13 protein-coding genes are annotated in these 15,155 nt (G+C 32.9%); 4 read left to right on the forward strand and 9 right to left on the reverse strand.

The window, feature by feature from the left end:
• Positions 1 to 98 precede the first annotated feature (98 nt).
• The 8 genes from BUC29_RS19540 to BUC29_RS19575 form a co-directional block, all read right to left on the reverse strand.
• A complete protein-coding gene (locus tag BUC29_RS19540) occupies positions 99 to 836 on the reverse strand; it encodes a DUF2490 domain-containing protein (RefSeq protein WP_073418040.1) in 738 nt (245 codons plus the stop codon).
• A 164-nt stretch (positions 837 to 1,000) separates the two neighbouring features.
• A complete protein-coding gene (locus BUC29_RS19545) occupies positions 1,001 to 3,547 on the reverse strand; it encodes a TonB-dependent receptor (protein ID WP_073418042.1) in 2,547 nt (848 codons plus the stop codon).
• A gap of 248 nt (positions 3,548 to 3,795) precedes the next feature.
• Positions 3,796 to 4,209: an RrF2 family transcriptional regulator gene (locus BUC29_RS19550; protein WP_026730483.1), complete on the reverse strand. Its 414-nt coding sequence runs from the start codon at positions 4,207 to 4,209 to the stop codon at positions 3,796 to 3,798.
• Between the two features lie 71 nt (positions 4,210 to 4,280).
• A complete protein-coding gene (locus BUC29_RS19555; RefSeq protein WP_073418044.1) occupies positions 4,281 to 5,096 on the reverse strand; it encodes a TPM domain-containing protein in 816 nt (271 codons plus the stop codon).
• Between the two features lie 3 nt (positions 5,097 to 5,099).
• Positions 5,100 to 5,537, reverse strand: coding sequence for a TPM domain-containing protein (locus BUC29_RS19560; RefSeq protein ID WP_073418046.1), 438 nt, complete (start codon positions 5,535 to 5,537; stop codon positions 5,100 to 5,102).
• Positions 5,538 to 5,598: 61 nt separating this feature from the next.
• On the reverse strand, positions 5,599 to 6,183 hold the full coding sequence (locus BUC29_RS19565) for a LemA family protein (protein WP_073418048.1): 585 nt from the start codon (positions 6,181 to 6,183) through the stop codon (positions 5,599 to 5,601).
• Positions 6,184 to 6,217: 34 nt separating this feature from the next.
• Entirely contained in the window at positions 6,218 to 6,550 is a 333-nt protein-coding gene (locus tag BUC29_RS19570; RefSeq protein ID WP_057123892.1) for a MerR family transcriptional regulator, read from the reverse strand.
• Positions 6,551 to 6,594: 44 nt separating this feature from the next.
• Positions 6,595 to 7,572: a M23 family metallopeptidase gene (locus BUC29_RS19575; protein WP_073418050.1), complete on the reverse strand. Its 978-nt coding sequence runs from the start codon at positions 7,570 to 7,572 to the stop codon at positions 6,595 to 6,597.
• 278 nt (positions 7,573 to 7,850) lie between these two features.
• Between BUC29_RS19575 and alaS the strand changes: the two genes are divergently transcribed.
• On the forward strand, positions 7,851 to 10,487 hold the full coding sequence (alaS, locus tag BUC29_RS19580) for an alanine--tRNA ligase (RefSeq protein ID WP_073418052.1): 2,637 nt from the start codon (positions 7,851 to 7,853) through the stop codon (positions 10,485 to 10,487).
• Between the two features lie 107 nt (positions 10,488 to 10,594).
• A complete protein-coding gene (locus BUC29_RS19585) occupies positions 10,595 to 10,975 on the forward strand; it encodes a GxxExxY protein (protein WP_073418054.1) in 381 nt (126 codons plus the stop codon).
• 81 nt (positions 10,976 to 11,056) lie between these two features.
• On the opposite strand, the gene BUC29_RS19590 is transcribed toward BUC29_RS19585, so the two are convergent.
• Entirely contained in the window at positions 11,057 to 12,802 is a 1,746-nt protein-coding gene (locus BUC29_RS19590; RefSeq protein WP_073418056.1) for an ABC transporter ATP-binding protein, read from the reverse strand.
• Positions 12,803 to 13,096: 294 nt separating this feature from the next.
• Between BUC29_RS19590 and BUC29_RS19595 the strand changes: the two genes are divergently transcribed.
• Together BUC29_RS19595 and BUC29_RS19600 are read left to right on the forward strand one after the other, a co-directional pair.
• Positions 13,097 to 13,801 carry a hypothetical protein gene (locus tag BUC29_RS19595; protein ID WP_139260566.1) on the forward strand — a complete coding sequence of 235 codons (705 nt, stop codon included), beginning with the start codon at positions 13,097 to 13,099 and terminating at the stop codon, positions 13,799 to 13,801.
• A 103-nt stretch (positions 13,802 to 13,904) separates the two neighbouring features.
• Positions 13,905 to 14,864: a GSCFA domain-containing protein gene (locus BUC29_RS19600; RefSeq protein ID WP_073418061.1), complete on the forward strand. Its 960-nt coding sequence runs from the start codon at positions 13,905 to 13,907 to the stop codon at positions 14,862 to 14,864.
• The last annotated feature ends 291 nt before the right edge of the window (positions 14,865 to 15,155 follow it).

Here is a 15,155-nt window from a genome sequence, read left to right on the forward strand (position 1 = left end):
TCTAAAATCTAAAATCTAAAATCTAAAATCTAAAATCTAAAATCTAAAATCTAAAATCTAAAATCTAAAATCTAAAATCTAAAATCTAAAATCTAAAATCAAATCTTACGATCAATTCTATGATAAAAAGTAAAACGAATAATATCACGATCATAAAAATCTACACCGCTGGCGCGTCTTTGAAAACTCTTTAAATATCCTAATTCCAATCCAATATTGGGATTTATATGATAGCGAAGCGCGGTGTAAAAACGATTTTGATCGAAAGTATTTCGTTTATTGTCTTTTCCAAAGTTGAACATTATCTCATCAGAAATTGTTCCTTTTAAACTTTGTTTTTCTTTTTTCCACAAATCAAAAGTTGACTGCATTCTATATCGAAATCGATAGGCAAATGAGAAATCATCAAGTAATTCAGTTTTGGTAGATTTCTGCATAAAACGTTCTTCAAGCTGAAAACGATTATGAAAAGTAATTTTTGCAATATCATTTATGAGTGTAACATCTTGCTGGATACGATATTCTGGAACCGAAAAATCAGGATCATTATTTGGGTCCTGAGTATTTACGTTAAAATAAGCAAAACCGCCACCAAGATCAACGAGTTTTGTTGCCCGATATCGACCTTGAGCTCTTATTACAAATAAATTTTGATGGATAGGATTAACAAAACTTCGATTGTCAAATTCAGAATGTAAAGCCCATTTTTCGGTTAGAGGCAAAATATTATAATAACGAATCCAGGTCAGCGTTTGCTGATCTGTTTTTTTTATACTTTGTGCCGATAAAAAAGGACTTATTAATCCTAAAACAATTATTAATTTGAAAATCTTCATTCAAATGCTAAATTCAGGCTGCGAATATATACAAAGCAGATTTGATTTATAGAAGAATAAAAATTGTTTTAAATACTAATTTGTGATTTCGGTCTTTTGTAAATAAAAAAACGAGATACGTATTAAACGTATCCCGTTACTTTAGTTTTTAGTTTTAATTTTTATTATAAGTTGTATTTTAGTGTAATTCCGTATGTTCTTTGATCACCTAAAACACCTGCATATTGTCCTGCATTTCCTCCTGCCGGTAATAATTGCTCATAATAATCTTTGTTTAAAAGGTTACGTCCCCAGAAGTGAACTGATAAACCTTGTGTTGCACGGAAACCTAAGCGAGCATTAAAAATCGCATATCCCTGTACAACTAAATATTTTGAAGCCGAAGGGCTTGAAGAAAATTCAGAACGAGCGTAAGAATCAACAGCAAGGAAAACCTTTCCTGCGTTTCCAAAGAATTTTGCATTATCAGAAAGTTCACCTCCTAAAGATCCAGCCCATCTTGAAGCTCCTGGAAGATTAGTTCCGGAAACATCTTTAAAAGATACAGGTGCTCCGGTTTCTTCTAAAGGAAGTGGTGCGTTTGTAAATTTTACATAAGTACCATCTGTATAAGTTACAGCACCGTTTATAGTTAAATTTGAACTCACAACGAAGCTTCCATCTACTTCAACACCTTGTACGCGTACTTTATCTGCGTTTGCAAGATAACCACGGTTTACCCCTAATTCAGCAGCCTGAACGTTAGTTTGGAAATCTTTAATATCTGTTTTAAATAATGCTATATTAAAGATTGAATTTCTGAAAGGAGAAGTTTTTACTCCAACTTCATAATGGTATACTTTTTCTGGTTTAATAACCGCTAAATTAAGTAATGGCTGGCCTTTTGAATCTGTTGGAAGTCCGGCAACGTTTACACCAACTGGTTTGTAGCTTTTTGCAAAAGTTCCATAAGCGTTGATTTTGTCTGAAGCCTTAAAAGTAACCGTAATATTTCCAGAAAAATCAGTGTTATCAGTACTAGAATCAAATGCCTGATCAGAGTAAACTAATTTTTTCAAAGCCAATAATTGCGGATCCGTTGTTTGTAAACCTCCGTATGTTGTACGCGCATAATGAGCATCTTTTTTATCAAAATTATATCTTAAACCTGGTAAAAGGTGAAGACGATCTGTAATTGCCCAGTCAATTTGCCCAAATACTGCTGCACTCGAAGCTCTGATTCTGGCATCTGTTTTAATTCCGTAACCTTCAAATAATCCAGGTGTTTTCCATAAGTTACTTGTAGTACTTTGAGAAAATCTCCATTGTGCGTTTCCAGATTCTTCAGTTCCATCTGTTTGAGATGTTTGATCGATAAAGAAAACTCCCGCTACACCACTAATTTTAGAAGTAATTTGCCCTGCGTATCGAACTTCCTGAGTAATTTGTGTTTGTCTTGTTGGGTTTTGAGATTTAGCCAATACTTGTAATCCTGTAAAATCTCTATCATTTGATGGATCCCAGTTCCAAAAACGCCATGCAGTTGTCGAAGTAAGTGTTCCGGCTCCAATTTTTGTATCAATGTTTAAAGAGAAACCTCCCATATCCTGATTTGAGCGCCATGGTGTATCATGATCAATTTTACGATCAAAAGCATTCAAGCTCGGAAGCTGATAATTTAAATCGGCAATAATGGCATTAAACTGACGGTAAGCAGCTCTTTGTGTTGGAGCAACACCAGCTACAACCTGAGCATATCCATCAGGGCGCTGTGTTGTAATATCAGCAGCAAAAATAACATTTGTATTTACAGTTGGGGTCCAAAGCAATTGACCTCTAAGTCCTTGATTACTTAAAGTGTTTGTTGGTCTGCCTGTTACGATATTATCAACCAAACCATCACGTGAAGTGCCTGAGAAAGATAATCTACCTGCTACTTTTTTACCTAAGGCACCAGTTACAGAAGACTTAGCCTGAAGGAAAGAATAATTTCCGTAACTAACTTCAAAATCAGCACCAGAAGTAAAACTAGGTTTGCGAGTTGTAATATTGAAAGCTCCGGAAGTTGTATTTTTTCCAAACAAAGAACCTTGCGGACCACGTAAAACCTCGATTTGTTCTACATCAATAAAATCAAGAGTTGTCGCAGCCGGACGTGCGTAATACACACCATCAACATAAAAACCTACACCCGGATCAATTCCGTCATTTGTTAATCCGAAAGGAGAGCCTAAACTTCTAATATTGATACCGGTATTTCTTGGGTTAGAAGAATATAACTGAACCGAAGGAACTAATTCTTTAATGCGGTTTACATTAAAAGCACCGGTTTGTTCTGCTTGTTTTCCTGTAATAACAGAAATGGCAATTGGCACATCCTGAACTTTTTCAATTCTTCGTCTTGAAGAAACTACAACTTCAATAAGTTCATTTTCTTCTTTTAGTGCAACCTGAATTGGATTTACAGGAATTGATGTAACTTCAATTTCGGCAGTTGTATATCCAACATACTGAATTAAAAGTGTCAATGGTAATCTTCCTTTTGTATCGATTACGAATTTACCACTGTTGTCTGTTAAAGCACTGTTTGTAGTTCCTTTAACCACCACGTTAACAGCTTCTAAAGGAATGTTTTCACTTGTTGTTACTACACCTTCAATGTTTTGAGCAAATGATATAGAGAAAGTTAGAAAGAATAATATTGTAAAGATATTTTGTAAAGATGTTTTCATTTTTATATTAAGTATATGTGATTAGTAGAATTTAAAATAAATTTTTTTAAATCAACATATACACATTAAAGATGAATTTCTTTTTACAGAAGCAGAAAGCTTTGTTTGTTTATTTTGCAAAAGTTTTGATACACCTGATGAACTAAAATGTACTTTCATGAGTTAAAATTTTGTAAATGGTTTGTTAATTATTTTTGGCAAATATATAATTAATTCTATCGATTTACTAGACTTTAGGAAATATTTTTTTATTTTTTTACTAATGAGGCGATTGTGATGCCTTCCATAGCCTTTAAAGTTTTGTCTCTAATAAGCATTAAACCGTGACGCAGACTGCATTCAGACTCGGTTTTACAGTCAGAACAAGGCTCATAGAAATTTAAAGAAGCGCATGGCAAGAGTGCAATTGCACCGTCAAATAATCGGTGAATTTCTGCCAATGTGATGTCATTTTTTGATTTTATCAGATAATATCCGCCAAATTTTCCCTGTTTACTACTCACAAAACGTCCTCGTTTTAAGTCTAAAAGAATCTGTTCTAAAAACTTTTTAGGAATATTAGCGCCATCAGCGATTTCTATTGTTCTAGAAATGTGATTTTCGTCTTGTTCTGCTAAATAAAGTAAGGCCTTAAGGGCGTATTTTGCTTTATGTGATAACATCTATATAATTAATTGTAAAATGTAAATGTATGAATTTAAACTTGAAACTGAAAACTTGAAACAAAATGAAATTACCAGCTTCCTCCAGAACCTCCGCCAGAGAAGCCTCCACCGCCAAAACCGCCACCAAAGCCTCCGCCTCCGCCAGATGATCCTCCACCAAAACCTCCAAATCCACCGCCGCTGCTTCTGCCAAGACTGCTCAAAAGAATTACATCCATTAAACTTGGACCGCCGCCGCTGCTGCCTGAATTTCCGCCGCCTCTTTTACCTCGTGAAAGTAAAATTAAAACAATTACAACAATTACAATAAATGGAAGTATTGGAAAATCTTTTCCTTTAGATTGTTTGCGTTCGCCTTTGTATTTTCCTTTAAAAACATCAAAAAGTGCATCGGCGCCTTTGTCTAGCCCACGATAATAACTTCCTGCTTTAAACTCCGGAATAATAATATTTCTTGTAATTTCTCCACCAATTCCTGCTGTTAAACGGTCCTCTAATCCGTAACCAGGAGAAATCCATATTTTTCTTTCGGCTTTAGCCAATAAAATTAAAACACCATTATCTTCTTTTGCTTGTCCAATTCCCCATTCATGAGCCCATTTTGGCGTTAGAATTCCAATATCTTCGCCTTTTAAGCTTTCGATGGTAATAACAACAATTTGAGTTGAAGTTGAATCAGAATAACGAATTAACTTTTCTTCTAACTGAGTTTTTTCCGAAGCACTTAAAAGATTGGCGTAATCGTAAACAGAAGTTTGAAAATCTGGTTTCTTAGGAATATCAAATTGAGCAAAAATAGTATTGCAGATAAAAAACGCGATAAACAAAAAGCTAAACTGAAAAATTCTATTGGAATTTGAGATTTTATTATTGGAATTTTTCATTATTTATCCTTTTGAGATTTCGTTAGATAATTCGTTTATATCGTCTTCCTGAGATGGAAAATATTTTTTAAGCTGTTCTCCGGCATTTAAAATACCATCGACAATTCCCTGCTTAAAATTTCCGGATTTAAAGTGATTTACCATGACATCTTTGGTGCAATCCCAAAAATCATCAGCAACAAGATCATTAATTCCTTTGTCGCCGCAAATCACGAAGTTTTTATCATCAACTGCAAAATAGAGCAATACACCATTTTTTAGTTTTGTTTCATCCATTCGCAATTCATGAAAAACTTCTAAAGCTCTTTCAAAATGAGCTTTAGAAGTAGTTTTTTCTATATGAACCCTAATTTCGCCAGAAGTATTTTCTTCAGCCACACGAATAGCTTCAATAATTTCCTGCTCTTCTTCCTTGGTTAAAAAATCTTCTACTTTTGACATGTGAAATATTTTAGAGTTATTATTTTAGATTTTAGATTATTTTCTAAAAATGTTAATTCTTTTAGAATTTTACTTCAACTGGTTTGTCTGCACCTGTAGAAGCTTCGAAATATGGTTTTTCTTTATATTCGCTTAAGAACCAATTGTTTGGAATTTTTAAAACATATCCATTGTATGTTTGTACAGATTCGTTGAAACGAGTTCTTGCTGTTAAAATTTGGTTTTCTGTGCTGGCTAATTCATCCTGTAATTTCAAGAAGTTTTCATTAGCTTTTAAAGTTGGATACTGCTCAACAGAAACTAATAATTTTGATAATGATGAAGTTACACCACTTTGTGCCTGGTTGAATTGTGCCAATTGCTCAGGAGTTACATTACTTGGGTCAATAGTTACAGAAGTTGCTTTTGCACGAGCTTCGATTACTGCCGTTAGAGTCGACTTTTCAAAATCAGCAGCACCTTTTACAGTATTTACTAAATTTCCAATAAGATCATTACGTCTTTGGTAAGCCGTTTGAACATTTCCCCATTCTTTGTTTACAGCCTGACTATGTTGTAAAGCAGTATTTTTAATTCCAATCGACCAAAATGCGATGATAGCAATAAGTGCTACAATAATTCCAACAGGGATTAACCACTTTTTCATATTTGTTTTGATTTAAGTTTATTTCTATTTTTAATTACAATTCGTTTTTGATGTCGTTTAATTGCGTTTTTATGGATTCTAATTTACGTATTATTTCGAATTTATCTAATGTTTTCTTCTGGCCTTCTTTTAAATGTGTTTTGGCTCCTTCAAGGGTAAAACCTCTTTCTTTTACCAAATGATAAATCAATTGCAGGTTGGTTACATCTTCCGGCGTAAACATTCTGTTGCCTTTGGCGTTCTTTTTGGGTTTTAGAATGTCAAATTCGCTGTCCCAAAATCGTATCAATGATGCATTGACATTAAAGGCTTTGGCAACTTCGCCAATGCTGTAATATCTTTTGTCTTTTGAAAGCTCAATGTGCATGTTTTTGTTTCTAATTTATTTCAAAAATAATACTTTTTGTAGTATTAATCTAATGATTGATTTTCCTGGTTTGCCATTTGTGATATTGCCACATATTCTGCCGCCGAAATATTTCCGTAATAGAAGTTCAGCGGATTTACTACATTGCCGTCTTTATGAACTTCATAATGGCAATGCGGCCCTTCAGATCTTCCTGTGCTTCCTACGTAACCAATTACATCACCGCGTTTGACATGTTGTCCGGGTCTGCAGTTGTATTTGCTTAAATGCGCGTACAAACTCTCATATCCAAAACCGTGCCTGATCACGACATGATTCCCAAAGCCCGATGCGGTGTTGTCAGCTCGTGCCACAATGCCATCTCCGGTGGCATAAACCGGTGCACCTGTGTTGGCTGTAAAATCCATTCCGTTATGCATTTTTCGCACTTTCGTGAAAGGATCGATTCTGTATCCAAATCCGGAAGCAACACGTTTTAAATTTTCATTTCGAACGGGCTGAATTGCCGGAATTGCTGATAACAGATTTTTTTTAGTTCCTGCTAATTTTACTATTTCATCCAGCGATTTAGACTGAATAGCCAATTGTTTGGAAAGTTTGTCAACTCGTTTGGTAGTATTCAAAACCAACTGAGAGTTATTATAACCTTCTAACACTTTATATCTTTCAGAATTTCTAAAACCTGCTTTTCTAATAGAATCCGGAATTTCGGTTTTATTAAAATATACTCTGTAAATATTATTATCACGTTCTTCAAGAGCATCTGCAGCATCATCAATTTCGTCGAGTTTTTTATTTAAAATAGCATACTGCAGTTTTAAATTTTCAATTTCACGAGCCTGCAGACGATCTTTTGGTGTTTCAAAATAAGGCGTATTAATTAAGAGAACAAACACCAGAAACCCGAACAAGGCCGAAGCCACTAAAAACAGTAATGCATAACCAATTTTTATTCTTTTTCTGGTTTTTATTTTTGTATAAGCCAGATTTTCCGGATCGTAATAATATTTTACTTTCGCCATATTTTAAAATACGCTATTTTTGCAGCTTGCAAAATAAGTTAGACGAACAAAATCAATAAATGTTTCAATTGTTTGTCGCTTTTTTTCAAGAACAGGTTAATTAGATAATTGGGGCAAATTAGATAATTAGATAATGCGCAAAATAAGGAATTTATTGTTTTAAACGATAAGTTTTTTAATTTCAATTTTAAAATAAAAGCATCATCAAACAAAGGAATTATCTAATTGTCTAATTTTCAAATTGACACATTAAATTGACACATTTTTCTAATTTAAATATGAAATCACAAGACGTACGTAAGCAATTTTTAGACTTTTTTAAAAGCAATGGACACTTAATTGTTCCATCGGCTCCCATCGTTCTTAAAGACGATCCAACCCTAATGTTCAATAACTCGGGAATGGCCCAGTTTAAAGAATTTTTCTTAGGGAACGGAACTCCAAAAAGTCCAAGAATAGCCGATACGCAAAAATGTCTTCGTGTTTCGGGAAAACATAACGATCTGGAAGATGTAGGTTTTGATACGTATCATCATACTATGTTTGAGATGCTTGGAAACTGGTCATTTGGAGATTACTTTAAAAAAGAAGCAATCAACTGGGCTTGGCAGCTTTTGACAGAAGTTTACAAAATTCCAAAAGAAAATCTTTATGTTTCTGTTTTTGAAGGAAGTAAAGAAGATAATGTGCCTTTTGATCAGGAAGCTTGGGATATCTGGAAAACATTAATCGACGAAGACCGAATTATTCTTGGAAATAAAAAAGATAATTTCTGGGAAATGGGAGATCAGGGACCATGCGGACCTTGTTCTGAAATTCACGTTGATTTACGTCCGGAATCTGAAAAAGCTTTAGTTACAGGAAAAAGTCTAGTAAATAATGATCACCCACAGGTAGTTGAAATCTGGAATAATGTATTCATGGAATTCAACCGTAAAGCTGACGGATCTCTTGAAAAACTTCCTGCACAGCACGTTGATACCGGAATGGGATTTGAGCGTTTGTGTATGGCTTTGCAAGGAAAAACATCAAATTATGATACGGATGTTTTTACACCGCTTATTGAAAAAGTAGAACAGATTACAGGATTAAAATATACATCTGACGAGGTTAAAAATATCTCAGAAGAACAAAATAAAATCAACATCGCAATTCGTGTTGTAGTAGATCACGTTCGTGCGGTTGCTTTTGCCATTGCCGACGGACAATTGCCATCAAACACTGGAGCTGGATATGTTATTCGTAGAATTTTGCGTCGTGCCATTCGTTACGGATTTACATTCTTGAACACAAAAGAACCTTTTATCAATAAATTGGTAGAAGTTCTGGCTAATCAAATGGGAGAATTTTTCCCGGAAATTAAATCACAGCAGCAATTAGTAACCAATGTAATTCGTGAAGAAGAAGCTTCTTTCCTAAGAACTTTAGAGCAAGGATTGCAATTGTTAGAAAATGTTGTAGCTGAAACTAGTGGAAAAGAAGTTTCAGGAGCAAAGGTTTTTGAATTGTATGATACATTTGGTTTTCCAAAAGATTTAACTGCTTTAATTTTAAAAGAAAAAGGTTTCTCTTATAATGAAGCTGAATTTGAAGTTGAATTGCAAAAACAGAAAACACGTTCTCGTGCCGCTTCTGAAGTTTCAACAGAAGACTGGAATGTTTTGATTCCCGGAAATGTAGAAACATTTGTGGGTTATGATAAAACAGAAAACGAAGTAAAAATTACTCGTATCAGAAAAGTTGATTCTAAGAAAGATGGTATTTTGTACCAAATTGTTTTAGACAATACACCTTTTTATCCAGAAGGTGGAGGACAAGTTGGTGATAAAGGAACATTGGTTTCTGCAAATGAAACAATTGAAATTATCGATACTAAGAAAGAAAATAACCTGATTTTGCATTTTGCAAAACAGCTTCCTGAAAATGTAGAGGCAGGTTTTGTGGCAAAAGTAAATACTGATTTAAGAGCATCAACTTCAAAAAATCATTCGGCTACGCATTTAATGCATTTGGCTTTAAGAAACATATTAGGAACGCATGTTGAGCAAAAAGGATCATTGGTAAATCCAAATTATTTACGTTTTGACTTTTCTCATTTCAGCAAAGTTTCTGATGAAGAAATCAAACAAGTTGAAGCTTCTGTAAATGCTCAGATTGAAGCGCAATTACAGTTGGTTGAACACAGAAATATTCCAATTCAGGAAGCATTGGATAAAGGCGCAATGGCTTTATTTGGTGAGAAATATGGCGATACAGTTCGTATGATTGAATTTGGAGAAAGTAAAGAATTATGCGGTGGTATTCACGTAAAAAATACAGCTGATATCTGGCATTTTAAAATTATTTCTGAAGGTGCTGTTGCGGCTGGAATTCGTCGTATCGAAGCAATTACCGGAGATGCAGTGAAAAACTTCTATCTAAATCAGGAAAACACATTGGCAGAAATAAAAGAAACGCTTAAAAATCCACAGGATATTTTAAAATCTGTTGCTTCACTTCAGGATGATAATGCTAAATTGAAAAAACAAGTAGAGCAGTTATTGAAAGAAAAAGTAAGTTCGTTAAAAACGGAATTAGAGAAAGATTTCCAAGAAGTAAACGGAGTAAATTTCCTTGCAAAACAAGTAGATTTAAGCATGGCTTCTACAAAAGATTTAGCTCAGGCTTTAGGAAGTTCTAAACCAGATTCTTTTGTGTTTTTAGCTTCTGTAGAAGATGGTCTGCCAAATATTCACTGCTATATCGCTAAAGAATTGGTTGCAAGTAAAAGTTTAAATGCTAATGCAGTAATCAAAGAATTAGGTAAATATATTGAAGGAAATGGAGGAGGGCAGCCTTTCTTCGCATCTGGAAAAGGTAAAAATGCAAACGGAATTGCTGAGGCTTTGGCTCACGCAGTTAAGTTTATACAGTAGTCTTTTTAATCTCGCAAAGACGCAGAGTCGCAAAGTTTTTTTAAGCTTTGCGATTTTTTTTGTTTTATAATTTTAACTTTGTAAGTTTTTACTTTAAATTATTAAATGTGACTGAAAATGAAATTTCGGCTATAGTAGTTGATACTTGTTATAAAATACACGTCAAACTTGGTCCAGGTTTATTAGAATCAGTTTATGAAGCTATTTTGTATCATGAATTGACAAAAAGAGGATTGAGTGTAGAAAGACAAAAAACGTTACCTGTTATTTGGGATCAAATAAACTTAGATATTGGCTTTAGAGCAGATTTGATAGTTGAAAACAAAGTAATTCTAGAAATTAAATCAATTGAACAACTAACAGATGTTCATGCGAAACAAGTTTTAACTTATTTAAAAATAACAAAAATGAAATTAGGTCTACTTATAAATTTTAATGTGCCAATAATTAAGTTTGGTATAAAAAGAGTAGTTTCAAATCTTTATTAAAAACTTAGAATAAAAAAGTCGCAAAGCTTATAAAAATAAAACTTTGCGACTCTGTGACTTTGCGAGATTCTTTAAACGCAACTATTTTCTTTCTCCAATCTGCTGGCGCCACATCGCATAATACAATCCTTTTTCAATAATTAAATCTTCGTGTTTTCCTTGCTCGATGATTTTTCCTTGTTCTAAAACGAAAATTCTATCGGCATGCATTACGGTTGATAAACGGTGCGCAATTAAAACTGTAATTCTATTTTTGTCTGATATATTTCTGATTGTAGCATTAATTTCTTCTTCTGTAATAGAATCCAAAGCAGAAGTAGCTTCATCAAAAATCAATAAATTCGGATTTCTAAGAATAGCTCTTGCAATAGACAAACGCTGTTTTTCGCCACCAGAAACTTTAATTCCACCTTCACCAATTGTGGTGTTTAAACCATCTTCGGCACGTTTAAGAAGTTTGTCACAGCTTGCACGTTTTAAAGCATCATATAATTCTTCATCAGTTGCATTTGGTTTAACAAACAGTAAGTTTTCGCGAATAGTTCCTGAAAATAATTGTGCATCCTGTGTTACGAATCCTAATTGTTTTCTTAAATCTAAAAGATCAATTTCTGTAGAATCAATATCATTGTATAAAACCTGACCTTCTGCCGGAGTATATAAACCAACCAGTAATTTTACTAAAGTTGTTTTTCCTGAACCGGACGGACCAACAAACGCAACAGTCTGACCTTGTTTGATTTCAAAATTGATGTTTTCTACCGCTTTATATTTGGCTGTTTTATGCTGAAAACTCACATTTGAAAATAATAATGATTGAATTGCTCCAACATGTTTTGGATTTTTTGGACGGAATTCTTTAGGCGCATTTAATAATGTTCTGAAATTTTCCATAGAAACTTTGGTCTCGTTAACCGCAATAATAAAGTTCCCAAGCTCCTGTAATGGACCAAAAATGAAAAAAGTAAAAAATACCATCGTTAATAAATCTCCAACGATAATTTTACCTCCAAACAAGAAATAATATAAAGTAAAAACGACACAGGTTCTTAAAAAGTGAACTGTTGTTCCCTGAATAAAACTTAAGCTTCGAATAAAACGGATTTTTTCTAATTCTAACTGTAGGATTTTAAACGTATTTAAATTCAAACGTTTTTCTTCCTGATATGTCAAACCAAGACTTTTTACAAGTTCAATATTTCGTAAACTTTCTGTAGTTGAACCTGCTAAGGCATTTGTTTGATTTACGATTTTCTTAGAAACAATTTTAATTTTTTTACCCAAATAAGAACTTACCAAAGCGATAATTGGGGCTGTAATTAAAAAGATAATCGAAATTCGGAAATCAATTCTTGCAACATACAGAATTACAAATATGAATCCGATAATGGTTTGGAAGATAAGCGAAATCGAAAGCGTAATTAATTTCTCTGAATCAGAACGTACTTTGGTCAATTTGCTTAAAGTTTCGCCGCTTCGCTGATCTTCAAATTCTGCATAAGGTAAGTCGAGAGATTTTTTAATTCCGTCGGTATACATTTGAGCGCCGGTTCTCTGGATAACAACATTAGTAAAGTAATCCTGAAAGTTTTTGGTAATTCTGGAAACCATGGCCGCCGCAAGGGAAAGTCCAAGCCAGAAAGATAATGATTTGATAAAACCTGTGAGATTTCCATCATATTTATGCAGACCAACGCCGCAATCCTGCATTAATTTACCGGTAATAATAGAATCTGACAAACTGAAACAAATGTTGATAGAAGCCATAATCAAAGCAAAAAACAGTAAAAGTTTATGTTTGATTATGTAAGAATATAATAATTTCATATATGATTTTTAGAAAAGTGGAAGATGCAAAAGTAAGGAATTGTTTTAGTTTGTAAAGTCAATTTTTGTTATTAAAAATGTAATTTTTTACCTAATGTTGGTTTTCTGGAAAATTTAAAAATGTCTTATTTTGATACTTAAAAAACTTATTTTCCTTATTGAATTATTTTGAAAATTTAATTTTTGTTGAAATTATAAATCTAAATATTTTCATTATGAAAAAGTTTTTATGCCTATTTGGAGCTTTAGCTCTAACGATTACTTCTTGTTCATCAAATGATGATTCTTCAAAAGATGGAGATTCTCAATCATTATTACCAAAAAAAAATTGTTGAAACAACTGTGGAAAACGGAAGTTCCGGTAGCCTCACTTATACTTTAAGTTACGATGGTAACAAACTAAAAGACATTGCGCTTTCAGATGCTTCGAGATATGTTTACACGTATACAGGAGACTTAATTACCAAAATTGAATCGTTTCGTTCAAGTGTGTTGTATTCTACTGATGAATATACATATGAAAATGGAAAACTAATTTCTAAAACCACTACTAAGGCTTTTAGTAATGCGCCTCAAGAAAAATTAACTTTTGTCTATAACTCAAATGGGACTGTTAATGCAAATGAGTCACAAATAATCAACAAGCAAGAGATTAAATACGATACAACAACACTTTACACTTTTGCAAATGGAAACTTGGTTTCTTCTGAGCTGATTGATGGAGTATTGAAGGAAAAAATTACTAGTACATTTGATGATAAGAAAAGTCCTTTTATTAATATAGTAGGAGCAAAACTTTTATTGGATTTTGATAGTCATTTCGATTTTTATTCGTTAAATAATACAGTAAAAAATGTAACTACAAATTATAATAGTTCAGGTGCTGTTACTCAAACTGCTACAGTAACATCTACAAACAAATATAACGCTGACAAATTCCTAACAGAAATATTTTCTGGAGACAGTAAAAATTCTGAAAAATTTGAGATTTTTTACTAATCAGATTTTAAAAAATAGAAATTCCCCACTGTCAACAATTGATTTTGGGGATTTTTTTGTTTAGTAAATGAGTTTTAAGCTGTATTTTTGAATTAAAAAAGTCATGCAGTTCAGAACCCAAATTCCAATTTCAAAAAGTAATTCACCAATCGATTATAATTCGAAAATACTTTCTGTGGGTTCTTGTTTTGCAGAAAACATGGCGGAGAAATTTGACTATTTTAAATTCCAAAATGAAACGAATCCGTTTGGAATAATATTTAATCCGGTTTCAATTGAAAAATTATTTAGCAGAGTTTGTAAAGAAGAATGGTTTCAGGAAAAAGATGTTTTTTTTCATAACGAACGCTGGCATAGTTTTGAAGTTCATTCAGATTTAAGCAATGCTGACCGACAAGAATTATTGGAAACGCTTAATAAAGCCATTTCAGAAACAAATAAAAAAATCAAAGAAGCCACTCATATTATTATCACTTTTGGGACTTCATGGATTTATAGAAATTTAGAAAGTGCTGAAGTTACTGCCAATTGCCATAAAGTTCCTCAAAAAAAATTCTCAAAAGAATTATTACCAATTGAAGTAATTCAAAAAAGTATTCAGAATACAATAGATTTAATTCAGACTTTAAATCCAAACATAAATTTCATTTTTACGATTTCTCCCGTTCGTCATATAAAAGACGGTTTTGTAGAAAATCAATTAAGTAAATCACATTTATTTACAGCTTTACACCAAGTTTTAAAAATTCACAATTCACAATTCACAATTCATAATTACTTTCCTTCTTATGAAATCATGATGGACGAACTTCGTGATTATCGTTTTTACAATGAAGATATGCTGCATCCCAACCAAATCGCAATCGATTATATCTGGAAATTGTTCAGTGAAAATTACATTTCGGAGGAAAGTATTTCAACAATGCAGGAAGTAGACGAAATACAAAAAAGTCTGCGTCACAGAAGTTTCAATCCAGAATCTGAACAGCACCAAAAATTCTTAGCCAAACTTCAGCAGAAAATAAATCTTTTAGGAGAAAAATTGCCACACATTAAATTCTAAAATTCCTTAGATATTGGTTTTGTCTTATTGATAAAACGATAGCTTTGCGAACTTTCTTCCATAACATCTTAAAATAAACTTCGCATTTACTTTTAGAAAATCTTAGCGCACTTTGCGTTATAAATCATCTCAAAACACGAAATAAATAAAGTAAGAAATTAACTATTTAATAGTGGAATTTTAGAATAATTCCGAATAATTATGTAAATTGTTAAAGGTTTAAATTTTACATTTTTGTAAGATGTGTAACCCTGCTTTTTTCAGAAGCAATTAAATCCTGTATTTTATTGA

The sequence above is a fragment of the Flavobacterium defluvii genome, assembly GCF_900129555.1.
In the GTDB taxonomy this organism is placed as follows: domain Bacteria; phylum Bacteroidota; class Bacteroidia; order Flavobacteriales; family Flavobacteriaceae; genus Flavobacterium; species Flavobacterium defluvii.

Coding starts and splice junctions, on each gene's coding strand:
- BUC29_RS19590 (WP_073418056.1), bottom strand. CDS start 12,802: ATGAAATTATTATATTCTTACATAATCAAACATAAACTTTTACTGTTT.
- BUC29_RS19595 (WP_139260566.1), top strand. CDS start 13,097: ATGGAGATTCTCAATCATTATTACCAAAAAAAAATTGTTGAAACAACT.
- BUC29_RS19545 (WP_073418042.1), bottom strand. CDS start 3,547: ATGAAAACATCTTTACAAAATATCTTTACAATATTATTCTTTCTAACT.
- BUC29_RS19560 (WP_073418046.1), bottom strand. CDS start 5,537: ATGTCAAAAGTAGAAGATTTTTTAACCAAGGAAGAAGAGCAGGAAATT.
- alaS (WP_073418052.1), top strand. CDS start 7,851: ATGAAATCACAAGACGTACGTAAGCAATTTTTAGACTTTTTTAAAAGC.
- BUC29_RS19575 (WP_073418050.1), bottom strand. CDS start 7,572: ATGGCGAAAGTAAAATATTATTACGATCCGGAAAATCTGGCTTATACA.
- BUC29_RS19565 (WP_073418048.1), bottom strand. CDS start 6,183: ATGAAAAAGTGGTTAATCCCTGTTGGAATTATTGTAGCACTTATTGCT.
- BUC29_RS19540 (WP_073418040.1), bottom strand. CDS start 836: ATGAAGATTTTCAAATTAATAATTGTTTTAGGATTAATAAGTCCTTTT.
- BUC29_RS19570 (WP_057123892.1), bottom strand. CDS start 6,550: ATGCACATTGAGCTTTCAAAAGACAAAAGATATTACAGCATTGGCGAA.
- BUC29_RS19555 (WP_073418044.1), bottom strand. CDS start 5,096: ATGAAAAATTCCAATAATAAAATCTCAAATTCCAATAGAATTTTTCAG.
- BUC29_RS19600 (WP_073418061.1), top strand. CDS start 13,905: ATGCAGTTCAGAACCCAAATTCCAATTTCAAAAAGTAATTCACCAATC.
- BUC29_RS19550 (WP_026730483.1), bottom strand. CDS start 4,209: ATGTTATCACATAAAGCAAAATACGCCCTTAAGGCCTTACTTTATTTA.